This is a genomic window from Allobosea eneae, assembly GCF_042657265.1.
Lineage (GTDB): Bacteria > Pseudomonadota > Alphaproteobacteria > Rhizobiales > Beijerinckiaceae > Allobosea > Allobosea eneae.
Genome location: NZ_JBHSLW010000034.1, coordinates 274,308 through 295,822 on the forward strand (window position 1 = coordinate 274,308; position 21,515 = coordinate 295,822).

The following is a 21,515-nucleotide window of genomic DNA, read 5'->3' on the forward strand; positions in this document are numbered from 1 at the left end:
TCAGGTGTCGAGCATCCGCGTTTCGTAAGCGTACACCGTGCGGAAGCCGAGCCGCTTGTACATCTCGAAGGCAAGGCCATTGCTCTGGTCGACCTGGAGGTAAGCCTGGGTGCAGCCTTGCGCCGCAGCCCAGCCCATCAGACCCGCCATCATCTGCTTGCCGAGGCCCTTGCCGCGCAAGGCTTCGTCGACGATCACTGCGCCGATCTCGGCCATGCCGCGCTCGGCGACGCTCATCGCATAGGCGGCCGGGCGCCCCTCATGCAGCAGCGTCGCGAAGGCGGCGGGAACGCGGACGCCGGAGACGATCGCGGCGAGATGCTCGCGGTTGCGCTTGTTGCCAGTCTGGTGAGCGCAGACGCCGTCGATCCAGGCATCCTCCGCCTGTGCGGTCGTCAGCATGCCAGGGGCAGGCGGGTGCAGATTTGGATCGAGATCGGCGATCATGCCGAAGGAAGCGGTCTCGATGCGGTAGCCGCGCTCGGCGAACCGCCTGCGGGCGTCCTGGGCCACCAGCGGCGTGAAGCGGATGCGCGGCGGCAGCCCGGCCTCGCGATAGCGCTCTTCGACAAAGGCCAGCGTCGCCTCGTCCATGTCGCCGCCCTCGCGCAGCGACGAGGCCGAATTGGCCCGGCCGGAATAGCCATTGGCGAAGCGCACCACCCATTGGTCGACGACGAGGGTGGTCGGCGCCGGCCAGGCGTTGACGATCCGGGTCTCGCAGGCGCTGACCAACGCCATATCGACGACGGGCTTGTCCATGCTCAGCCACCGGCTGGACGCGGCGTCGGCCGCCAATCCGGCGGCGCCATCTCGAAGCCGGAAAAGGCGAAGCCCGGCGCGACCGTGCAGCCGACCAGCGTCCAGGCGCCGAGCGAGGTCGCGCTCTGCCAGTGCCCGGCCGGCACGACGATCTGCGGGCGCTGGCCGGCCGCAAGGTCCTTGCCGAGATGGTGGGCCGAGGCGTCGTGGCCGTTAGGCGAGAGCGTGATGACCATCGGCGCGCCGGCATAATGGTGCCAGATCTCGGCGGCATCGACGCGATGCCATTCCGAGGTCTCGCCGACATCGAGCAGATAGTAGATCGCGGTCGAGAAGCCGCGCCCCTCCGGCCCGGCGGGATCGCGGAAGGTCTCGCGATAATGCCCGCCCTCGGGATGGGGCTTCAATTCGAGCAGGCGGATGACCTCGGCGGCGCTGAGGCCGCTCAGCGTGTTCATCTGACTTCAGAACCTGTTGTCAAAACCTGTTCTTGGCCTCGCGCAGCGCGGCGAAGACCTCGCCGGCCGGCTTGCCGACGATGCCCAGCGTCGCGGCCAGAGCCGGCTCTTCGGAACGGAAGAAGGGATTGGTCGCCCGCTCCTCGCCGACCGTGGTCACGGCCCAGAAACGTCCCTCGGCCTTCGCCGCTTCGGCCTCGGCGAGGCGGGCCGCGACGGCGCCGTTGCTCGGATCCATAGCCGCGGCGAAGCGGGCGTTCGATAGCGTGTAGTCATGACCGGTGATCAGCGTGGTCGCGTCCGGCAGCGTCATGATGCGCGAGAGCGAGGTCCACATCGCTTCCATCTTGCCGGGCATGACGCGCCCGCAGCCCATGACGAAGACGACGTCACCGACCAGAGCGAGCTTCGCCTTCTGACTGACGAGGCTGACATGGCCCTCGGCATGGCCGGGCGTGGCCCAGGTCTCGAACTCATAGCTGCCGAGCGAGACGCGGTCGCCTTCGCCGATGACGACGTCGACAGGAGCGCCGGCGCGCGCGGCTTCGGGCGCGAACACTTTCGCACCGCTCGCCTGCTTCAGCGCGGCGATACCCTGGACGTGGTCGGCATGCTCATGCGTGACCAGCACCTGGCTGATCGTCCAGCCCTTGGCCTTGGCGGCGGCGAGCACCTCGTCGGCATCGGGGACATCGACGGTGGCGCAGGTGCCGGTGCCGGGGTCGCGCAGCAGCGCGCCGGTATTGTCGCTGAGCGTGCGGAAGACATGGATGTCGAGCGGCATGGGAAGCTCCGGCAATCGGCGGTCGAGACGACTGCTTGGCCCAAGCCGGCGTCGGGAGCAAGACACCCTCTCTCTTTGGTGGTGTCCCTTGCGCTCCCGCCCAGGCTGCGCCATCTCCGTCGTCATGGCCTTGGACGTCGTCGATCTGCGCACCTTCTATGCCAGCCCGCTCGGGCATGTGGCGCGCCGGCTCGTCGGCAAGGTAATGCTGAAGCTCTGGCCGGATTGCCGGCGCCAGCGCCTGCTCGGTCTCGGATTCGCGACGCCATATCTACCATTGCTCGGCGGCGAGGCGGAGCGTGTCATCGCCTTCATGCCGGCAGCGCAGGGCGTGGTGAACTGGCCATCGCCCGGGCTGTCCGCCTCGGCCCTGGTCGAGCCGACCTTGCTGCCATTGCCGACCGCCTCGATCGATCGCGTCCTGATGGTGCACGCGCTCGAGGAGACCGAGAGTCCGGAGGACCTGCTCGAGGAGATCTCGCGGGTGCTGAGCCCGGGCGGGCGCCTGATCGTCGTCGTGCCGAACCGGCGGGGCCTGTGGGCGCGGATGGATACGACGCCCTTCGGACATGGCCGGCCGTTCAGCCGCTCGCAGATCGAGGCGCTGATGCGCCGGGCCATGTTCTCACCCGAGCATTGGGTCGAGGCGCTCTATGTACCGCCGCTGCGCCGGCGCCTGTTCATGCGCTCGGCCATGGCCTGGGAGAGCGTCGGCGCCGGGCTGTCGCTGCCCTTCGCCGGCGTCTACGTCATCGACGCGACCAAGCAGTTCTACCGGCGTGCGCCCCTGCGCGCGACGCGGCGTAGCTTCGCCTTCCGGCCCGTGCTGCTGCCGCAACCCCATCCTTCGAGCCGGCTGCCGCGGCCGGAGGAGGCGATGAGGGCAATCGGTTGAACGATGGTCTTAACTCATGTCGCGCGGGAGCCCTTCCCTTATGGGGGAGCGCTGGGAGGGGGTATCGCACCCGCCGACCTCTCCGCGCCAAGCCGGATTTATACCGAGGTTGGCATACCCCTCTCTCGCTCTCCCCCACAAAGGGAGGTGAGGACAGGTTGCGGCGCTGGCCCAGGGATCTCCAAGCGGTTGCTGTTGCGATGAAGCTGCCGGCGGGTTGACAATTTCGCCGGGGCGCGGCCAAGGTCCGCCGCCTTTTTTGCCCGTTCCGTCGGCGCGGCCTTTTCCGCGCGTTTTTCCCCGGGAAGCGGGACCAGATCTGGATGTCGATGCGAAGCTATCTCGATTTCGAAAAGCCGGTTGCCGAATTGGAGGCGAAGGCGGATGAACTGCGCGCGCTCGACGGCAAGGGCGACGGCTATTCGCTCGCCGAGGAGATCGGCAAGCTCGAGGCCAAGGCCTCGCAGGCGCTGAAGGACCTCTACGGCGCGCTGACGCCCTGGCAGAAGACGCTGGTGGCGCGCCATCCGCAGCGCCCGCATTTCCTTGATTACTGCGCGGCCCTGATCGACGAATTCACGCCGATGGCGGGCGACCGCGCCTTCGGCGAGGACGAGGCGATCGTCGGCGGCTTCGGCCGCTTCCGCGGCGAGCCGGTCTGCGTCATCGGCCAGGAGAAGGGCAATTCGACCGAGACCCGCATCAAGCACAATTTCGGCATGCCCAAGCCGGAAGGCTACCGCAAGGCGGTGCGCCTGATGGAGCTGGCCGACCGCTTCGGCCTGCCGGTGCTGAGCTTCATCGACACCGCAGGCGCCTATCCCGGCATCGAGGCCGAGGAACGCGGCCAGGCCGAGGCGATCGCGCGCTCGACCGAGACCTGTCTCGCTTTGCGCACGCCGAGCGTCGCGCTGGTGATCGGCGAAGGCGGCTCGGGCGGAGCGATCGCGATCGCCGCCGCCAGCAAGGTGCTGATGCTGGAGCATGCGATCTATTCGGTGATCTCGCCGGAGGGCGCGGCCTCGATCCTCTGGCGCGACACGGCGCGCGCCCAGGACGCAGCGACCGGCATGAAAATCACCGCCCAGGACCTGCTGCGCTTCGGCGTGATCGACCGGATCGTCGCCGAGCCGACCGGCGGCGCCCACCGCGACCCCCAGGCTGTGATCGAGCGGGCCGGCGCGGCGATCGAAGCGGCCCTCTCCGAGTTCGCCGGCCTCGGCGCCGACGAGATCGTCGACCGACGGGCGCAGAAATATCTGGCGATCGGCCGGACGCTGTAACCGGCCGATTGTGCGCAACCGGGCCCTCGCCCCGGCGGGCGCTTTACCGCGGCTTCACCATATGGCCATCTGCAAGGCCCCTGTGGTAAGGAACGGTCAAGGCTAACGATCCTAGAACCGGGCAACGGGCATAATTTAGCCTTGTTGCGTGGTGAATTGTCGGCTTGACGCGTCCGCGCGAGATGGGATTGACGACGTGGCTCTGAGACATTTCGCGCTGGCGGCGCTCCTTGGCCTCAGTTTGGCAGCCTGCGAAGAGGAGCGCTACCGCGGCTCCGCGCGCCACAACATCCCAATTCCGTCCGCGACCTACACGCTGATGTCCGAGAAGGGCATGAGCAAGAGCCAGCCGATCCTGATTCGTTCCTACAAGAAGGAGTCGGAGCTCGAGGTCTGGAAGAAGCGCGCCGACGGCAAATACGCGCTGCTCAAGACCTATCCGATGTGCCGCTGGTCCGGCCAGCTCGGCCCGAAGATGCGCGAGGGCGACCGCATGGCGCCGGAAGGGTTCTACGCCATCACCCCGGCGCAGATGAACCCGAACTCGTCCTTCTACGTCTCGTTCAACATGGGCTATCCCAACGCCTATGACCGCGCGCATGGCCGCACCGGCGCCCATCTGATGGTGCATGGCGCCTGCTCTTCGGCCGGCTGCTACTCGATGACCGACGACCAGATCGGCGAGCTCTATGCGCTGGTCCGCGAAGCCCATAATGGCGGGCAGCGCGCCGTGCAGATGCAGGCTTATCCCTTCCGGATGACGCCGGAGAATCTTGCCAAGCACCGGCTCGACCCGAACATCGCCTTCTGGAAGAATCTGAAGGAAGGCTCGGATTTCTTCGAGGTCGCCAAGGATGAGCCCGCGGTCTCCGTGGCCGGCGGGCGCTATGCCTTCAACCGCGACGGCAGCCAGATCGATTCCTCGATCACGCAGGCCGTCGCCCAGAAGCGGCAGCAGGACGAGATCCAGGTCGCGGCTTTGGTCTCGAAGGGCACGCCCGCGGTCAAGCTGATCTATGATGACGGCGACCAGCACTCCTCGTTCAAGCGCCAACTGGCCCAGTCCGGCGCCGATTCGATGAACCGGTCGGTCGCCTGGGGCTCGCGCGATGTCGGCATCAGCCGCGTCGATTCGCTGATCGGCCCGCGCGTCGTCGTGCTCGACGAGAAGGGGCGGACCAAGGCCACTGTCCGCGCCGAATCGGCCGAGAACGACGCCGTCCTGGCCGCCGTCAGCAGCGCGCAGATCGAGGAAGCCAAGCCTGTGGTCGCCGCCGCGCCGGCCGCCAAGCCCGCGGCTGCCCAGCCCGCCGCCAAGCCGGCGAGCGATGCGGCGACGCAGGTCGCCAAGGCGACGACCGGCGCAGCTACGCCTACGCCGATCCAGACCGCCTCGGCCGAGCCGGCACAGCCCTCCTTCTACCAGCGTGCTCTGAGCTTCGTGCCACTGCTCGGCGGCTCCTCCGAAGCCAAGGAGCAGGCGCCGATCGCTTCAACCGTACCGGAGACCCCGCAGACGGTGACCGCGCCGCTCCCGCCGCGCCGGTCTTCGACCCTGCGGACCTCGCAGCTTCAGCAGCCCGACGCGGCGTATGCGAGCCAGCCCGTCGCGCGTTGAGCGGCGCGGCAAACTGCCTGATGCAAAAATATCACGCCCGCGGCCAGCAATGGCCGCGGGCGCTTTTGTAGGCGTCTAAATAGCGAAATCCGCCCGGATTGCTCATTGCGCGAGCAGGTTGCAAAAAACCTCGCCTTGCCGATCTCGCACCCGCGAAGGCTTAATCATGGCGAATGCACGGCCAGAATCGTGCAAGAATCATGATGGAGTTGGCGATGGCTGCGTTGAAGACTTCCGGCTTGCTGACGGGCTTTGCGCTCTCGATGGCGCTGACGGTTTCGGGCGCGACGCTCGCCTCGGACCTGCCGAGCCGCAAGGGCGCCCCGCCGGTGCCGGTCGCGCCGAGCATCACCTGGTTCGACATCGCCGTCAGCGTGAAGGGCATGACGGACTATAATTTCCGCGGCATCTCGCAGACCGACCGCAAGCCGGCGATCCAGGGCGGCGCCGAGCTGCAGTTCTACGACAACCTGGTCTATGCCGGCGTCTACGCCTCGAATGTCGACCTGGCGACCAGCCCGCCGGCCGAGATCGATTTCTACGGCGGTATCCGTCCCAAGTTCGGCCCGGTCACGGTCGATGTCGGCATCTGGCAGTACTATTACCCCCGCGAGAAGCAGTACATCGACGCGGCCGGCGTCTACTGGACGCCGAAGAACACCGACTACACCGAGGTCTACGGCAAGCTCACCTATAACTTCGAGGACAAGCTGATCCTCGGCGCTAACCTCTTCTACGCCTGGGACTGGCTCGGCACCGGCGCCTCCGGCACCTATGGCTCGGTGACGGCCAAGTACAACCTGCCGTTCCTGGAAGGCTTGGCGGTTTCGGGGGAGTTCGGCCATTACTGGCTCGGCACGACCAATCTGGCGATCTGGTCGACCGTGCCGCCGACCAACCTGCCCGACTACTCCTACTGGAACGCCGGCGTGTCCTACACTTATAAGAACCTGACGGCGGATCTGCGCTATCACGACACCAACCTGTCGAAGAGCGATTGCTTCCTGCTGACAGCCGATCCGCGCGGCATCGTCTCGGGCACAGGCCGCTCGAAATGGTGCAACCCGACGGTGGTGGCGACGCTCTCCTTCGACATCACCGCCAGCAGCGTCGGCATCTTCGCACCGAAGTGAGCCTTTCGTTTGCATGGACTGTTTCGAAGGGCCGCTCGCGAGGGCGGCCCTTTTTCAATAGCCGGACGGCTACCGCACCAGCGAGGCCCTCATGTAGTTGCGCGGCGCGGTTCCCAGCCTCCGCCTGAACATCGTCGTGAACGCCGCGACATTGTCATAGCCCGCCAGCATGGCGACCTCCGTGACCGGCACGCCCTCCGCCAGCCGCGGCAGGCAGGCGAACAGGCTGGCCTGCTGGCGCCAGGCGACGAAGCTGAGGCCGGTCTCACGCTGGAAGAACCGTGTGAAGGTCCGCCGGCTCATCGCCAGCTTGGCCGCCCAATCGTCGAGGCGCTCCGTCACTGAGGGCGCGGCCATATAGGCGCGGCAGAGGGCGGAAAGTCGCCTGTCGACCGGAATCGGCAGGCCGAGCGGCCGGATTGGCAGCGCGGCGATCTCGGCCGTCAGCAGTTCCAGGACGAGCGCGAGCTTGCGGGTGCCGGGCGGCGTGTCGCTGAGACGGATCGCCTCGACGATCAGCGCATGCGCAAGATCGGTGACGCCGAGCACCTGCAGCATGCGCGCGGCCAGGTCGTCGTGTTCCGTGAGGAGATAGACCGACTTGATGCTGACATCGCTGAGCATCTCGACCGAATGCTGCAGCCGGGCCGGTATCAGCAGGCCATGACCGGGCGGGATCATCCAGCTGCCGCGCTCGGTGTTGATCTGGACCACGCCCGAGAAAGCGCAGAGAAGCTGGATCTGCCGATGGCTGTGCGCCGGTATCGTATAGCCGGCGGGATTGTCGGAGACTCGGACCAGGACATCGCCGTCGGCATCGGAAACCGTGCCGTGAATAGGGCTGTGGTCGGAATGGAGGGCCTCCACCTGTTGCAGCGGCAGCTTTCTCATCGATTGGCCCGAACGCGAAAGAATTCGACCGAAACACGAAAGCAGGTCACGAGCAAGCTCTGTAGAAGGAGCGGTGGTCGAGGTTTGCGCTCAAGGGTGCCGCAATGGTTGCAACGATCGCGGGAAGCCGCCCCCGTTTCGAGAAGACGACGATTTCCGTCCTGCTGGCGGTGAGCTTCTGCCATCTGCTCAACGACGTCATGCAGTCGCTGCTGGCCTCGCTCTACCCACTATTCAAGGCGAATTACGCGCTGGATTTCGTTCAGATCGGCTTGCTGACCATGGCCTTCCAGGTCACGGCCTCGCTGCTGCAGCCGGTCGTCGGGATGGTGACCGATCGCTGGCCGATGCCCTATTCGGCGCCGGCAGGCATGGCCTCGACCTTCGGCGGCCTGATCCTGCTCGGCAACGCCCACAACTTCACGGTGCTGATCATCGCGGCCTGCCTGATCGGCCTGGGTTCGGCGATCTTCCACCCGGAGGCGTCGCGGGTGGCGCGGCTGGCTTCGGGCGGGCGGCACGGCCTGGCGCAATCGCTCTTCCAGGTCGGCGGCAATCTCGGCTCGGCGCTCGGGCCGCTACTGGCGGCTTTCGTTGTCCTGCCCTTCGGCCAGGGCAGCGTCGCCTGGCTCTCGGTCATCGCCATGGCCGGCGTCATCGTGCTGGCCCGGGTCGGGCACTGGTATGCTGCCCATCGCCGGGCGCAGGCCGGCCGGCCACCGGCGAGCCGGACCTTGCCGTTGCCGGGCGGGCGCGTCGCCTTCGCCCTGTTCGTGCTGGTGCTGCTGACCGCCACCAAGAACGTCTACATGGCGAGCATCTCCAGCTACTTCACCTTCTATGTGATCGAACAGTTCCAGCTCGGCTTCCGCGACGCGCAGCTGATGCTGTTCCTGTTCCTCGGCGCGGCCGCGGTCGGCACCTTTGCCGGCGGGCCGATCGGCGACCGTTTCGGGGCGCGCTTCGTGATCTGGTTCTCGATCCTCGGCGTCATCCCCTTCGCGCTGCTCCTGCCCTATGCCAACCTGTTCTGGACCGGGGTGCTGAGCGTGATGATCGGGCTGGTCTTCGCCTCGGCCTTCTCGGCGATCGTGGTGTTCGCGCAGGAGCTGGTGCCGGGCCGAGTCGGCCTGATCGCAGGGATGTTCTTCGGCTTCGCCTTCGGCGCGGGCGGTCTCGGCGCTGCCTTGCTCGGTGGCTTCGCCGACAGCTATGGCATCACCTTCGTCTACAAGGTCTGTTCCTACCTGCCGCTGCTAGGGCTGTTGACGATCCTGCTGCCGAGATTGCCGCGGCGAGCGCAGGTCTGACCAGGACGCATACCGCCCTATCATGTCGTGACGGATTGCGAGTTCGACGGGCCGACGCCGGGCATCAATTCGATGCTCTCTTTCGGCTCCGTCGCCGTCTCGGCCGATGGAGCCGTCCTCGGAGAATTCGAAGCGGTTCTGGAACCCCTCGACGGCGCCATGCGCGACGAGATCACGATGGCGTTTTGGGCACGCCGTCCATTGGCCTCGGCGGCCGCGACGGAAAAGCCGCAGCCTGCCTTGCAGGCGATGCAGCGCTTCGTGGACTGGGTTGGCTCGATCGAAGGGGAACCGGTCTTCGCCGCGCATCCGCTGGCGCTCGACGGGCGCTGGTTCGACTATTTCCTGCGGCGCTTCATCGGGCGCCCGCTGCTCGAAGGGCCTTGGGCCGCCGACCGTCTCTTCCGGCATCCGCCGCTCTGCCTGATGTCGTTCGTCGCCGGCAAGACCGGACGCCAGCAAGGCAAGTGCGACGTCGACCGCTATCCCGCCGAATGGCTGGGCTCGGTCGCCCATACGCATCGCGCGATCGACGATGCCCGCGGCTATGCCGATCTGCTGCGCTTCTTCAGCCGGAAAAGCGGAGCGCTATAGTGCAAAAACAGCTCCGCGCCGCCGTGGTTCGGCAGCGCGATGCTGATCCAGCAGATCTGAGATAGGGACCATCATGCCGGTGCCGCAATGGCGGCCGCTTTCGGCAATCAACAGACAGAGGCCCGGATGGGCCTCCCCCTGAATCAGGCCTCGGTCTTGGCCTTCAGCACCTGACGGCCGCGATACATGCCGGACTTCAGGTCGATATGGTGCGGACGGCGCAGCTCGCCCGAATTCTTGTCTTCGATATAGGTGGGCTGCTTCAGCGCGTCGGCCGAGCGGCGCATGCCGCGCTTCGACGGCGAAGTCTTTCTCTTCGGAACGGCCATCGGTACTCTCCATCATGCCTTCGCGCGAGGCGGGGCATTTCGCCCGCACCACTGTCGCGACGACGTCACATTCGTGATGAGGGCTGGCCTTTACACGCTCGCGCGCGCTCTGGCTAGTGCGCCGGGCACAAAAAGTGGTCTACGCTTCCGGCAACGCACAATTGCCGAGCGGCCCGAGCTGGTTCATCCGCCGCTGTACCCGGCCGGCCGCAGCCTGCAACGCCCGGCTCGGGCGCGATGGGTTGCGCAGGATCGGGTTGGGCAGGGCTCCGGCCAGCCGCGCCGCTTCGGCCGGCGTCAGGCGCGAGGCCGGCTTGCCGAAATGGCGCTGGGCCGCCGCTTCCGCCCCGAAGATGCCGTCTCCCCATTCGGCGATATTGAGATAGACCTCGATCACCCGCCGCTTCGGCCAGGCGAGATCGATCGCCAGCGCCATCGGCAGTTCCATTCCCTTGCGCAGATAGGAACGGCCGGGCCAGAGGAAGAGATTCTTGGCGGTCTGCATGGTCAGCGTCGATGCGCCGCGGCTCGGCCCGTCCTCATCCTGCAGCACGGCGTTGAGTTCGCCCCAGTCGACACCGGCATGCGAGCAGAAGCGCTGGTCCTCGGAGGCGATCACGGCGCGGATCAGGTGCGGCGAGATCTGCGAGAGCGGCACCCAGTCGCGCTCGACCGTGCGGAAGGTCAGCCAGCGGCCGAGCATCAAGGTCGAAGGCGGCGGCACGAAGCGGTAGAGCAACAGCAGGGCGACAAAGACGATTGCAAGCGCTACCAGCAGCCGGAGCAGCCCGCGCACGATCCGGCCCGCAAGGCCCCCGCGTCGCGGAGCCGGATTGTCAGCCATCTGCGTCATCCCCCACGCTTGACGAATACGGCCGCCTCCGGCAAGCCCCGCGCGCCAAACTCCGCCAGCCAACGCGAGAAATGATCATGAGTTCCGTGGAACGGACTGTCCCCGCCGCGGCTCTGGCCAGCGCCTTGTCGGAAACGGCGGGTGCGATCGAGACCCTGCTCGAAGCACTGCTTCAGGACAAACCCGAGGCCGGTGAGGTCTATCGCCCCGCTCGGCTGCTCGCCGCGATGCGCCATGGCGCCCTCGCCGGCGGCAAGCGCCTGCGGCCCTTCCTCGTCGTCGAGACGGCGAAGTTCTTCGGCGTGCCGGTTGGACAGGCCCTGCGCGCCGGAGCGGCCGTCGAGCTCGCCCATTGCTATTCGCTCGTCCATGACGACCTGCCGGCAATGGATGACGACGACACCCGCCGTGGCCGCCCGACCGTGCACAAGGCCTATGACGAGGCGACCGCGATCCTCGCCGGCGACGGCCTGCTGACGCTCGCCTTCGACGTGATCGCCGATCCGAACACGCATCCGGATGGGCAGACGCGCGCTGCGGTCATCCTGCAGCTCGCCCGTTCGCTCGGCCCGGGCGGCATGGTCGGCGGGCAGATGCTCGATCTCGCTGCAGAGGGACGCTTCGCCGCCGACGGCGCCCTGGCTAGACTCAGCGAAGCCGAGATCCGGCAGATGCAGGCGATGAAGACCGGCGCGCTGCTCGCGGGCAGCGTCCTGATCGGCGCCCGCCTCGGCCAGGCCGACGCAAGCCAGACGGCCGCGCTAGAGCGCTATGGCAAGGCGCTCGGCGCCGCCTTCCAGATCGCCGACGACATCCTCGACGTCGAGGCCAGCCCCGAGCAGATGGGCAAGGCGACGGCGAAGGACGATGCCAAGGGCAAGGCGACGCTGGTCACAGCGCTCGGGCTCGACGCCGCCAAGCGCGAGCGGGACCGGCTGAGCGAGGAGGCGATCACGGCGCTCGCCGGCTTCGGGCCGGAGGCGGCGATGCTGCGCGCGGCGGCTGAGTTCACCGCCCAGCGCAAGAGCTGAAAGCGTCCGGTCATTCCGGGGCGCTGCGCAGCGGCGAGCCCGGAGCCCATGAACCCGACGCTGTTCCAGTTCGCCATGCTCGCCCTTGTGGCGAGCATCGACGTCTTGAACACCGCCCTGCCCTAACGAAGACGTGGATGGCCGGGACAAGCCCGACAATGACGGGAAAGATCGTGTTCATGGGTTCCGGGCTCAGGCCTGCGGCCTGCCCCGGAATGACAAGGACCGAACGACCTCAGACTGTGACCTGCGTGCCGACCTCAACGACGCGGCCGGTCGGGATCTGGAAGAAGTTGGTGGCGTCGGTCGCGCTCTTGGTCAGGCCGATATAGAGATTGTCCTGCCAGACCGGCATGCCCGATTGCGGCGAGGCCTTGATCGAGCGGCGCGACAGGAAGAACGAGGTCGACATGATGTCGAACTTGAAGCCCTGCTTGCGCAGGATCGCCAGCCCCTTGGGTACGTTCGGGCTCTCCATGTAGCCATAGACCATCTCGACGCGCCAGAAGTCGTCGGTGATGCGCGAGAGCCTGACGCGCTCGCTCTCGGCGACGCGCGGCGTGTCGGCCGAGCGCACGGTCAGGATCACGTTGCGCTCGTGCAGCACCTTGTTGTGCTTGAGATTGTGCAGCAGCGAGGCCGGCGCCGTCTCCGGGTCGCTGGTCAGGAACACCGCCATGCCCTTCACCCGGTAGGGCGGGCTCTTGGTCAGCATGCCGACCAATTCGAGCAGCGGCACGTCGGTCTTGCGGGTCTTGTCGAACAGGATCTTGGTGCCGCGCACCCAGGTCCACATCAGCACGATCAGCGCAGCGGCGAACAGCACCGGCACATAGCCGCCGCTGAGCAGCTTTAGGAGGTTCGCCGAGAAGAAGGCGACGTCGATGATCAGGAAGGGCAGCACGACGGCAGTGGTCGCCAGCAAGCCCCAGCGCCAGCCCTTCCAGATCACGATGAAGGCGAGCAGCGAGTCCACCATCATCGCGCCGAAGACCGAGATGCCGTAGGCGTGCGAGAGGTTGGAAGACGTCTTGAAGGTCCAGACCAGCAGCAGGACCGTCAGCAGCAGCAGCACGTTGATGCGCGGGATGTAGATCTGGCCGGAGGTGTGCTCGGAGGTGTGGCGGATCTCGAGACGCGGCAGCAGGCCGAGCTGGATTGCCTGTCGCGTCAGCGAATAGGCGCCGGTGATCACCGCCTGGCTGGCGATGATGGTGGCGAGCGTCGCCATGATCACCAGCGGCAGGATCAGCGCTGGCGGCGCCAGCTTGTAGAAGGGATTATCGATCGCGGTCGGGTCGGACAGGATCAGCGCGCCCTGGCCGAGATAGTTGAGCCAAAGCGCCGGGAAGACCAGGAAGATCCAGGCGCTGCGGATCGGCCCGCGCCCGAAATGGCCCATATCGGCATAGAGCGCCTCGGCGCCGGTCACGGCGAGACAGACGCTGCCGAGCACCGCCAGCGACAGCCCGGGATGGTCGAAGAAGAAGCGCACGCCCCAATAGGGATTGATCGAGGCGAAGACGCCGAGATCGTCGGCGATGTGGTAGATGCCGAGGCCCGCCAGCGTCAGGAACCAAAGCGTCATGATCGGGCCGAAGAAATTGGCGACCTTGCCGGTACCCCGGCTCTGCACCAGGAACAGCGCGATCAGGATCGCCGAGGCGATGGTGATCACGTAGTCCTCGAGCACCGGCGTCACCAGCTTCAGGCCCTCGACCGCCGACAGCACCGAGATCGCCGGCGTGATCACCGCATCGCCATAGAACAGCGCCGCGCCGGCCATGCCGAGGAAGAGTACGATGCCGCCACGGGTGCGCCCGAGCGCGCGCTGCGCCAGCGCCACCAGGGTCAGCGTGCCGCCCTCGCCGTTATTGTCGGCGCGCAGCAGCAGCACGACGTATTTCAGCGTTACTACCAGGACGAGCGACCACAGGATCAGCGAGAGCACGCCGATCACCGCCTCGCGCGGCAGGGGACCGCTCAGCGTGACCGCAGCACCGCCGCCATGTCCGCCGGAGGCCGCGCCCGTCGCGGCCAGGATCGTCTCGCGCAGAGCGTAGAGCGGGCTGGTGCCGATGTCGCCATAGACGACGCCAAGCGCCCCCAAAGCGAGCGCGGCATAGCTCTGCGTGGAATGGCCGTTGCCGGCCGGCTCTTCCAGTCCGAAGCGATCCCCATCCGGCTTGGAGGCCGACGGGTGCTGCTGGTCATGACCCATCAGGGCGCTCCGCGGGTGCTGCAATGCAGCGAAAGGCCGGGGCCTCTAGCACGGCATGTCTTTCAGGCAAAGACGCTAGAGCATGTTCCACGCGGGCGGGAGCCACTTTCGCGCGGCGCACGGTGAAAATCGCCTCAACCGCCGGCTCACTCTGCGGCGGCGGCCCGGGCGCCGTAGCGCTGCTCGACATAAGCCTCGACCATGGTCTTGAACTCGGCGGCGATGGCGGGGCCGCGCAGGGTCGCGACCTTCTTGCCGTCGACGAAGACCGGCGCGGTCGGCGCCTCGCCAGTACCCGGCAGCGAGATGCCGATATCGGCGTGCTTGGACTCGCCGGGGCCGTTGACGATGCAGCCCATCACCGCGACGTTCAGCGCCTCGATCCCTGGATAGCGCGTCTTCCACTCCGGCATGGAGGTCGAGATCCAGCTCTGGATGTCCATCGCCAGCTCCTGGAACACCGTCGAGGTCGTGCGCCCGCAGCCCGGACAGGCCGCGACGAGCGGCACGAAGGCGCGGAAACCCATGGTCTGCAGCAGTTCCTGCGAGGCCTTGACCTCTAGCGTGCGGTCGCCGCCCGGTTCCGGCGTCAGCGAGAAGCGGATCGTGTCGCCGATCCCGTCCTGCAGCAGCACGCCGAGCGCCGCCGAGGAGGCGACAAGCCCCTTGGAGCCCATGCCGGCCTCGGTCAGGCCGAGATGGATGGCATAGTCGCCGCGCTCGGCCAGCATGCGATAGACCGCGATCAGGTCCTGCACGCCCGAGACCTTGGCCGACAGGATGATCTTGTCCTTGCCGAGACCGATCTCCTCGGCGCGCTGCGCCGAGAGCAGGGCCGACTGCACCATCGCCTCGCGCATCACCGCGCGCGCATCGAGCGGCTTTGGCGCGGCGGCGTTGATATCCATCAGCGAGGTCAGCAGTTCCTGGTCGAGTGAGCCCCAGTTCGCCCCGATCCGCACGCTCTTTTCGTGCCTGATCGCGAGCTCGACGATCTGGCTGAACTGCCTGTCCTTCTTGTCCTTGAAGCCGACATTGCCGGGATTGATCCGGTATTTCGCCAGCGCCTGCGCACAGGCCGGATGGTCGCTCAGCAGCTTGTGACCGATATAGTGGAAATCGCCGACCAGCGGCACGTTGATGCCGAGAATGTCGAGCCGCTCGCGAATATGCGGCACCGCTGCGGCCGCCTCGTCACGGTCGACGGTGATGCGCACCAGCTCCGAGCCCGCCCGCGCCAGCGCCGCGACCTGCCCGACCGTCGCCGGGATATCGGCAGTGTCGGTATTGGTCATCGACTGCACGACGATCGGCGCGCCGCCACCGACCTGCACATGCCCGACCATCACCGGGACGGTGCGCTTGCGCGGCGCCGGCGCGGCGTTGGGCCCTTCGGCCAGGCAGATCAGCGGCTGGTCGCTCATGGAATGGTCCGGATCCTTTGCCGGCAGCGGCTCGTCGTGGCTGCACTGCGCCGTTGCAGGATAATCGTCAAGCTGCGGCAGCGTCGCGACAATGCTCGCAACGGCCGACGATCTCGACCACCTGATAGGAGGTCTGGAAGCGCCGGCCCTCCGCCATCCCCCTGATCGCCTGGCGCATCGCCGGCGAGGCATCCTCGTCGACGCCGCCGCAGATCTCGCAGATCAGGAAGGCGACCGCCTCGTTGGCACCATGGCCATGCGGGCAGGCGATGAAGGCGTTGCGCGAACTCAGACGGTGGACGAAGCCCTGCTCGACCAGGAAATCGAGCGCCCGGTAGATCGAGATCGGCGCCAGCCTGCGCCCACCCGGCGGCGAGATCCGGTCGGCGAGATCATAAGCACCGACCGGCTTGTGGTCGCCATAGAGCGCCTCCAGCGCCTTGCGCCGGATCGGCGTCAGGCGCAGGCCGCGCTCGCGGCAGACCGCCTCGGCACGCGCCAAGCCGGCGGCGGCATGACGCGAATGGTCGTGCGCGTGCTGGCAGAGACCGTGCTCATGATTGTGATCATGGTGGTGGTGATCTGGATTTGCAGGCTGCATTTTCGTCATGTTGCGTTGCAATAGCACATCGGGCACCGTCCTGGTGACCGACGCTCCCTCGCTGGCGCAATGCCAGCCTTCGCCGGTAGGTTAAGCGTTCTCAGGCCAAATGTCAGGAGCCGCCCCATGTTCCTCAAAGATCGCACCGCCCTCGTCACCGGCTCCACCTCTGGCATCGGCCTCGCCTACGCCCGCGCGCTCGCCGCCGAGGGCGCCAATGTCGTGATCAACGGCTTCGGCGAGGCTGACGCGATCGAGAAGGAGCGCGCCGGCATCGAGAGCGAGTTCAAGGTCAAGGCGCGCTACTCCGCCGCCAATATGATGAAGCCCGACGAGATCGCCGCCATGATCGCCGAGGCCGAGACGGAATTCGGCGCGATCGACATCCTCGTCAACAATGCCGGCATCCAGCATGTCGCCCCGGTCGACGAGTTCCCGATCGAGAAATGGGACCAGATCATCGCGATCAACCTGACCTCGGCCTTCCACACCACCCGCGCCGCCCTGCCGAAGATGAAGGCGAAGGGCTGGGGCCGGATCATCAACACGGCCTCCGCCCACGCCTTCGTCGCCTCGCCGTTCAAGAGCGCCTATGTCTCGGCCAAGCATGGCATCGCCGGCTTCACGAAAACGGTGGCGCTGGAAGTGGCGACCCATGGCATCACCGTCAACGCGATCGCACCGGGCTATGTCTGGACCCCGCTGGTCGAGAAGCAGATCCCCGACACGATGAAGGCCCGTGGCCTGACCAAGGAGCAGGTCATCAACGACGTGCTGCTGCTGGCCCAGCCGACCAAGGAGTTCGTTACCGTCGAGCAGGTCGCGGCGCTGGCCGTCTTCCTCTGCACCGACGCGGCCAAGTCGATCACCGGCACCACCTTGCCGATGGATGGTGGCTGGACCGCCGCGTGACCGGCCGCAAGCAGCGCAAGGTCCCGCAGGTCAAAGGGCTGGCGGGACCCAAGGCCGAGAAATCGGTCAACCTCGCGCTCCAGGGCGGGGGCGCGCATGGCGCCTTCACCTGGGGCGTGCTCGACGCCATCCTCGCCGATGGCCGCATCGCCATCGAGGCGATCACCGGCGCCAGCGCCGGCGCGATGAACGCGGTGGTGCTGACCGAGGGCTGGCTCGACGGCGGCATCGACGGTGCCCGCACCGCGCTGGAGAATTTCTGGCGCCGGATCAGCGTCGACGGCAAATATGGCGGCTCGGAGCGCTCGCTGCTCGACACCATGCTCGGCGCCTGGACGGATGGCCGCCCGCCGGGGCTGATCTGGTTCGAGCTGCTCTCGAAGGTCGCGAGCCCCTACGACGTCAACCCGCTCAACATCAATCCGCTGCGCGGGGTGATCTCGGACCTGATCGACTTCGGCAAGGTCCAGGGCTGCGCCGACGTCAATCTCTTCATCTCGGCGACCAATGTCCGCACCGGCAAGATCAAGATCTTCACCCGGCAGGAAATGACCGCCGACCATCTGATGGCCTCGGCCTGCCTGCCCATGCTGTTCCAGGCGGTCGAGATCGACGGCGAGCCCTATTGGGACGGCGGCTACATGGGCAATCCGCCGCTCTTCCCGCTGTTCTACGAGGCGGCTGGCGACGACATCCTGCTCGTCCAGATCAACCCGCTCGAACGCCGCGAACTGCCGACCAATGCCCGCGCCATCCAGGACCGGCTCAACGAGATCACCTTCAACGCCTCGCTCCTGCGCGAACTGCGCGCCATCGAGTTCGTCAACCGCCTGCTCGACGACGGCAAGCTCTCCACCGGCGACTACAAGCGCGTGCTGATGCACCGAATCGACGGCGGCCTGCCGTTGGCGCAGCTGACCTCCTCCTCGCGCCTCAACTCCGAATGGAATTTCCTGCTCAGCCTGCGCGACCTCGGCCGCACCGCCGCCAAGCGCTGGCTCAAGCGCAACTACGCGGCGATCGGGGTGCAGGGAACCTTGGATTTGAAGGAGGCGATTTCATAGGTGGGCAAGCGGAGCAAACAGGCTGCTTTCGACCCATTGCAGAACGTCGGAGCGTCCGGATTTGGGCAGCCGGATCAAAGCGCTATTTGCCGAAGTCACGCCCCTGCATGATCGTCCGGACTGATAGATTGAGAACGGCGCGTAAGGTCCTCGACATCTGGGGTACTCCGTCGAAACCCGCCGCGGCCGCAGCGTCGTGAGGCGTGCGTCCTGCCTGGAGTTCTCTAACGGCCACGTCGCTCCGGAGCTCCAGCAATGATCTATAAGGTGTCCGCCCGGTCGTCGCGCGAAAGCAGCGTACAAAATGGAATTTGCTCAAACCGACGACGGATGCCATTTCGTCGAGCCGAATATCGCGCGAGATATTTTCCCGCAAAAACTCACGCAAGCGCCCTAAGTCATCTTGATTAAGGGGGCGTTCATTGGGCTTGGCCAACCCAGCCGATTGGAATGATGCAAGCTCCAAAAGAGCTACTTGCCCCAACGTATCAATCACGAATTCAAGAAACGGCGGCGACTCTTGAATAGCGCGAGAAATCTTGAGGAAAGTTTGAGCGAGCTTCTCGCATTGAAAATAGACAATAGGATCGTCGAGCAAGTGACCGATATGGGCTAATTGAGGGATCGCTTTCGGGTCAATATACAATGCCGTGAAAGATTGCTGCCCTTTAGCGGGTTTGCACCAACCGCGAGCTGCGGCTCCAGCTGGCAGAAACGTGAGCGTGCCCCGCAGATCCTGAGACCGATAAGGTCGATCGCCATCAACTTGCATCATGCCGTCTTCAAAGACCAACTGATGAAACGCGAGATAATGTGCGTCGCCTTTGACCTCGAATTCATAGCCGGCCGGGTCCTGCGCCTCTGAATGTTCAGCGGTTAGGGCCGCGCATGGCGCTGAGACGCGCGACAGTCGACGCGCATCCTCGATGGTGAGGTCTATGAGGTTGCGGGTCGGCAATGACGAACGGTTCTCGCTTTAATCAATGATCCAGCATGCAAGATTCGCCGTATCGAAGCAACTTCCGTAATCCGACCAGTCAAAGCGACGAAAATTGCGTTGTGAAATTACCGAGAGTAACTTAGTTACTGTTATCATTAGAAATACTGTACTGCGGCTTTTGATAGTAATCATTTGGGCTATCAGGATTAAATCAGGATATAAGATTGGGATTATCTAATTTGCGGCGTCATATTTAGAGCAACCTGAGGTTGCAACCAACAGTAATATACTTCGAAATTCGGGTTGATTCTTGATATTGAGTCAAATTCACTCCCGATTAACCCACTTCCCGTACGAATCGACATCAGGCGCGCGGCCTTGGAAAAGGCAGCGTGTTGATGGGAGACGGAAATTGCGGATTATGGCAGGGCCTATTTCATGAGGCGCCTTGAGATGTCCGCCGCCGAACCAGGGGATGCACGGGATGTCGATCCGGAATTTCATTAACTTTGGCGGGCACTCAGCGGAGGCTGAGGCTGTCAGGCGAAGTCAGGCCGTTATCGAGTTCGAGCCGTCCGGCAAGATTATCTCAGCCAACGCGTTGTTCCTCGATTGCATCGGTTACTCGCTGGGTGAGATCGAAGGTCAGCACCACTCGATGTTCGTCGATACGGCCGAGCGCAACAGCGCGGCCTATAATGCCTTCTGGTCCGAACTTGCGGCTGGAAAGCCGAAACAGGCCCAGTTTCTTCGCATTGGAAAGGGCGGCCGCCGCCTTTGGCTTCAGGCGATTTATACGCCCATTCCCGATCAGTCGGGACGAGTGACGAAAGTCATCAAGTTTGCCACGGACATCACCGCCAATAAGACCGAAATCGCGAACCTTGAAGGACAGCTGGCGGCGATCAACAAGTCGCAGGCCGTCATCGAGTTTGACCTGGCAGGAACAATTTTGCGGGCCAACGCCAACTTCCTGGCGCTGACGGGCTACTCCGCGGGCGAAATCGAGGGCCAGCACCATCGCATTTTCGTCAGTGACGATGACCGCGCATCACCCGCATACACGCAGTTCTGGGACAAGCTGCGTCGCGGCGAATTTGACGAAGGTCGGTATCGACGCATTGGCAAAGGTGGAAGGGCCGTCTGGATACAGGCTAGCTACAATCCCATCCTCGACGCGTTGGGTAGCCCTTGGAAGGTCGTCAAGTACGCCACGGACATAACCGCGGGGAAGGAAAACGAAGATCAGATGAAGTTCGCGATCGAACAGGTCGCGACCGTGGTCGAGGCGGCAAAAGGCCGAGATCTCACACGGCGAATTTCGCTGACCAATCTTAACGCCGCTAACCAAGCCCTTTGCGGTGGCGTCAATGAGCTGATCGGAACGCTATCGAGCATCGTAGGCGAAGTCGCTGTTGCGGCGGACGGCATCGATACTGCAGCCCGAGAGATCACGGCCGGTGCCGACGATTTGTCGAAGCGGACAGAGGATCAAGCGTCCAGCCTGGAGGAGACTGCAGCAACGACCGAGGAATTGGCAGCCAGCGTAAAGGCCTCTGCGCACAATGCCCGTGAGGCCGCGACACTTGCTGAAGAAGCGACAAACGCCGCGCAATCAGGCGGCGACATCGCGGTCGAGGCCGTGAGAGCCATGGCGCGGATCGAGGATGCTTCGCAGAAGATCCAAGCGATCACCCGGGTCATCGATGACATCGCCTTCCAGACCAACCTTCTGGCGCTCAACGCGGCGGTTGAAGCCGCTCGCGCCGGTGATGCGGGCAAGGGCTTTGCTGTGGTTGCGAGCGAGGTTCGTACGCTGGCCCAGCGCTCGGGCGAGGCTGCAAAGGATATCTCCGCTCTGATTTCGTCCTCCAATGTCGAGGTCAGCGAGGGTGTCAAACTCGTTCGCAAGGCCGGAGACGCTCTGACAGTGATACTGGACACGTCGAGGAAAGTGGCCGCGACGATCGCCGACATTTCGGCTGCCAGCAGCGAGCAGGCGAACGGGATCGACGAGATGAGTCAAACCGTCGCGCATCTCGACGAGATGACGCAATCAAATGCTGCTTTGGCAGAGGAGAGCGCTGCCTCAGCAAACGCATTGGCGGACCGTATCGCTCAGCTGAACCAGCTCGTCGCAGGCTATCGAACGGAGGGCTCTGATGCACCGGCAACGCAACATCCGCATCGTCTCCGCAAGCAGGTCGAAGCAGCTTTCTCAAAGCCAGCGGCGGTGAGAACGCAGCTTCGTGGAGCGAACCAGCCAGCCAAAATTGCGGTCAACTTGCGCGGAGCCTCAGGCTGGGACGAATTCTAAGAGCCCGTCCCGAAAGGGTTGAGCGACTGGGGCACTCGTGATTCCAAGGGGTTGTTCAGGCCATCTTGGAGCGAGCGATGTGGACCCCAGCCACT

Annotated in this window: 20 protein-coding genes; 10 read left to right on the top strand and 10 right to left on the bottom strand. The window is 65.3% G+C overall.

The features are described from left to right. The 3 genes from ACFPOB_RS21060 to gloB are packed head-to-tail and all read right to left on the bottom strand — an operon-like array spanning position 1 to position 2,004. Positions 1-762, bottom strand: a complete 762-nt coding sequence (locus tag ACFPOB_RS21060; RefSeq protein WP_377800351.1) for a GNAT family N-acetyltransferase — start codon at positions 760-762, stop codon at positions 1-3. A gap of 2 nt (positions 763-764) precedes the next feature. Then, a complete protein-coding gene (locus ACFPOB_RS21065) occupies positions 765-1,220 on the bottom strand; it encodes a cupin domain-containing protein (protein ID WP_336530276.1) in 456 nt (151 codons plus the stop codon). A 19-nt stretch (positions 1,221-1,239) separates the two neighbouring features. Continuing rightward, positions 1,240-2,004, bottom strand: coding sequence for a hydroxyacylglutathione hydrolase (gene gloB / locus ACFPOB_RS21070; protein ID WP_377800352.1), 765 nt, complete (start codon positions 2,002-2,004; stop codon positions 1,240-1,242). A gap of 124 nt (positions 2,005-2,128) precedes the next feature. Between gloB and ACFPOB_RS21075 the strand changes: the two genes are divergently transcribed. The 4 genes from ACFPOB_RS21075 to ACFPOB_RS21090 all read left to right on the top strand — a co-directional run bounded on the left by ACFPOB_RS21075 (position 2,129) and on the right by ACFPOB_RS21090 (position 6,933). Next, a complete protein-coding gene (locus ACFPOB_RS21075) occupies positions 2,129-2,899 on the top strand; it encodes a class I SAM-dependent methyltransferase (RefSeq protein ID WP_377800373.1) in 771 nt (256 codons plus the stop codon). Positions 2,900-3,228: 329 nt separating this feature from the next. Continuing rightward, positions 3,229-4,182: an acetyl-CoA carboxylase carboxyltransferase subunit alpha gene (locus tag ACFPOB_RS21080; RefSeq protein WP_377800374.1), complete on the top strand. Its 954-nt coding sequence runs from the start codon at positions 3,229-3,231 to the stop codon at positions 4,180-4,182. A gap of 196 nt (positions 4,183-4,378) precedes the next feature. Further along, entirely contained in the window at positions 4,379-5,800 is a 1,422-nt protein-coding gene (locus ACFPOB_RS21085; protein WP_377800353.1) for a L,D-transpeptidase family protein, read from the top strand. Positions 5,801-6,015: 215 nt separating this feature from the next. Beyond that, positions 6,016-6,933, top strand: a complete 918-nt coding sequence (locus ACFPOB_RS21090) for a TorF family putative porin (RefSeq protein ID WP_377800354.1) — start codon at positions 6,016-6,018, stop codon at positions 6,931-6,933. A 69-nt stretch (positions 6,934-7,002) separates the two neighbouring features. On the opposite strand, the gene ACFPOB_RS21095 is transcribed toward ACFPOB_RS21090, so the two are convergent. Then, a complete protein-coding gene (locus ACFPOB_RS21095) occupies positions 7,003-7,824 on the bottom strand; it encodes an AraC family transcriptional regulator (RefSeq protein WP_377800355.1) in 822 nt (273 codons plus the stop codon). 104 nt (positions 7,825-7,928) lie between these two features. On the opposite strand from ACFPOB_RS21095, the gene ACFPOB_RS21100 reads away from it, so the two are divergent. Continuing rightward, the gene (locus ACFPOB_RS21100; protein WP_377800356.1) at positions 7,929-9,134 is read left to right on the top strand and encodes an MFS transporter; all 1,206 of its coding nucleotides are present in this window, start codon (positions 7,929-7,931) and stop codon (positions 9,132-9,134) included. A 72-nt stretch (positions 9,135-9,206) separates the two neighbouring features. Continuing rightward, a complete protein-coding gene (locus ACFPOB_RS21105; protein ID WP_377800357.1) occupies positions 9,207-9,728 on the top strand; it encodes a DNA polymerase III subunit epsilon in 522 nt (173 codons plus the stop codon). Between the two features lie 143 nt (positions 9,729-9,871). On the opposite strand, the gene rpmF is transcribed toward ACFPOB_RS21105, so the two are convergent. Beyond that, positions 9,872-10,057: a 50S ribosomal protein L32 gene (gene rpmF / locus ACFPOB_RS21110; RefSeq protein ID WP_057189713.1), complete on the bottom strand. Its 186-nt coding sequence runs from the start codon at positions 10,055-10,057 to the stop codon at positions 9,872-9,874. A gap of 139 nt (positions 10,058-10,196) precedes the next feature. Then, positions 10,197-10,901, bottom strand: a complete 705-nt coding sequence (mtgA, locus tag ACFPOB_RS21115; protein WP_377800358.1) for a monofunctional biosynthetic peptidoglycan transglycosylase — start codon at positions 10,899-10,901, stop codon at positions 10,197-10,199. 86 nt (positions 10,902-10,987) lie between these two features. Here mtgA and ACFPOB_RS21120 point away from each other — a divergent pair, with 86 nt between their 5' ends. Beyond that, the gene (locus tag ACFPOB_RS21120) at positions 10,988-11,941 is read left to right on the top strand and encodes a polyprenyl synthetase family protein (protein ID WP_377800359.1); all 954 of its coding nucleotides are present in this window, start codon (positions 10,988-10,990) and stop codon (positions 11,939-11,941) included. Positions 11,942-12,176: 235 nt separating this feature from the next. On the opposite strand, the gene ACFPOB_RS21125 is transcribed toward ACFPOB_RS21120, so the two are convergent. The 3 genes from ACFPOB_RS21125 to ACFPOB_RS21135 form a co-directional block, all read right to left on the bottom strand. After that, positions 12,177-14,162, bottom strand: a complete 1,986-nt coding sequence (locus ACFPOB_RS21125) for a potassium transporter Kup (protein ID WP_377800360.1) — start codon at positions 14,160-14,162, stop codon at positions 12,177-12,179. Positions 14,163-14,308: 146 nt separating this feature from the next. Then, positions 14,309-15,586 (bottom strand): flavodoxin-dependent (E)-4-hydroxy-3-methylbut-2-enyl-diphosphate synthase, encoded by a 1,278-nt coding sequence (gene ispG, locus ACFPOB_RS21130; protein ID WP_377800361.1) that lies wholly within the window; start codon positions 15,584-15,586, stop codon positions 14,309-14,311. Between the two features lie 67 nt (positions 15,587-15,653). Continuing rightward, entirely contained in the window at positions 15,654-16,196 is a 543-nt protein-coding gene (locus ACFPOB_RS21135; RefSeq protein ID WP_377800362.1) for a transcriptional repressor, read from the bottom strand. Positions 16,197-16,313: 117 nt separating this feature from the next. On the opposite strand from ACFPOB_RS21135, the gene ACFPOB_RS21140 reads away from it, so the two are divergent. Both ACFPOB_RS21140 and ACFPOB_RS21145 read left to right on the top strand, forming a co-directional pair. Beyond that, positions 16,314-17,099, top strand: a complete 786-nt coding sequence (locus ACFPOB_RS21140) for a 3-hydroxybutyrate dehydrogenase (RefSeq protein ID WP_377800363.1) — start codon at positions 16,314-16,316, stop codon at positions 17,097-17,099. After that, positions 17,096-18,163 carry a patatin-like phospholipase family protein gene (locus ACFPOB_RS21145; protein WP_377800364.1) on the top strand — a complete coding sequence of 356 codons (1,068 nt, stop codon included), beginning with the start codon at positions 17,096-17,098 and terminating at the stop codon, positions 18,161-18,163. The genes ACFPOB_RS21140 and ACFPOB_RS21145 overlap by 4 nt, the downstream gene beginning before the upstream one ends. Positions 18,164-18,245: 82 nt before the next feature. On the opposite strand, the gene ACFPOB_RS21150 is transcribed toward ACFPOB_RS21145, so the two are convergent. Beyond that, a complete protein-coding gene (locus tag ACFPOB_RS21150) occupies positions 18,246-19,121 on the bottom strand; it encodes a helix-turn-helix domain-containing protein (protein WP_377800365.1) in 876 nt (291 codons plus the stop codon). Positions 19,122-19,587: 466 nt separating this feature from the next. Between ACFPOB_RS21150 and ACFPOB_RS21155 the strand changes: the two genes are divergently transcribed. Continuing rightward, positions 19,588-21,420 carry a methyl-accepting chemotaxis protein gene (locus ACFPOB_RS21155; protein WP_377800366.1) on the top strand — a complete coding sequence of 611 codons (1,833 nt, stop codon included), beginning with the start codon at positions 19,588-19,590 and terminating at the stop codon, positions 21,418-21,420. Positions 21,421-21,515 lie beyond the last annotated feature (95 nt).

Excerpts from the sequence above, each read along its gene's own strand:
- ACFPOB_RS21140 (WP_377800363.1), top strand. The coding sequence starts at position 16,314 with ATGTTCCTCAAAGATCGCACCGCCCTCGTCACCGGCTCCACCTCTGGC.
- ACFPOB_RS21090 (WP_377800354.1), top strand. The coding sequence starts at position 6,016 with ATGGCTGCGTTGAAGACTTCCGGCTTGCTGACGGGCTTTGCGCTCTCG.
- mtgA (WP_377800358.1), bottom strand. The coding sequence starts at position 10,901 with ATGGCTGACAATCCGGCTCCGCGACGCGGGGGCCTTGCGGGCCGGATC.
- ACFPOB_RS21075 (WP_377800373.1), top strand. The coding sequence starts at position 2,129 with ATGGCCTTGGACGTCGTCGATCTGCGCACCTTCTATGCCAGCCCGCTC.
- rpmF (WP_057189713.1), bottom strand. The coding sequence starts at position 10,057 with ATGGCCGTTCCGAAGAGAAAGACTTCGCCGTCGAAGCGCGGCATGCGC.
- ACFPOB_RS21125 (WP_377800360.1), bottom strand. The coding sequence starts at position 14,162 with ATGGGTCATGACCAGCAGCACCCGTCGGCCTCCAAGCCGGATGGGGAT.
- gloB (WP_377800352.1), bottom strand. The coding sequence starts at position 2,004 with ATGCCGCTCGACATCCATGTCTTCCGCACGCTCAGCGACAATACCGGC.
- ACFPOB_RS21120 (WP_377800359.1), top strand. The coding sequence starts at position 10,988 with ATGAGTTCCGTGGAACGGACTGTCCCCGCCGCGGCTCTGGCCAGCGCC.
- ACFPOB_RS21105 (WP_377800357.1), top strand. The coding sequence starts at position 9,207 with ATGCTCTCTTTCGGCTCCGTCGCCGTCTCGGCCGATGGAGCCGTCCTC.
- ACFPOB_RS21060 (WP_377800351.1), bottom strand. The coding sequence starts at position 762 with ATGGACAAGCCCGTCGTCGATATGGCGTTGGTCAGCGCCTGCGAGACC.
- ACFPOB_RS21095 (WP_377800355.1), bottom strand. The coding sequence starts at position 7,824 with ATGAGAAAGCTGCCGCTGCAACAGGTGGAGGCCCTCCATTCCGACCAC.
- ACFPOB_RS21100 (WP_377800356.1), top strand. The coding sequence starts at position 7,929 with ATGGTTGCAACGATCGCGGGAAGCCGCCCCCGTTTCGAGAAGACGACG.
- ACFPOB_RS21135 (WP_377800362.1), bottom strand. The coding sequence starts at position 16,196 with ATGACGAAAATGCAGCCTGCAAATCCAGATCACCACCACCATGATCAC.
- ACFPOB_RS21155 (WP_377800366.1), top strand. The coding sequence starts at position 19,588 with ATGTCGATCCGGAATTTCATTAACTTTGGCGGGCACTCAGCGGAGGCT.
- ACFPOB_RS21065 (WP_336530276.1), bottom strand. The coding sequence starts at position 1,220 with ATGAACACGCTGAGCGGCCTCAGCGCCGCCGAGGTCATCCGCCTGCTC.
- ACFPOB_RS21080 (WP_377800374.1), top strand. The coding sequence starts at position 3,229 with ATGCGAAGCTATCTCGATTTCGAAAAGCCGGTTGCCGAATTGGAGGCG.
- ispG (WP_377800361.1), bottom strand. The coding sequence starts at position 15,586 with ATGAGCGACCAGCCGCTGATCTGCCTGGCCGAAGGGCCCAACGCCGCG.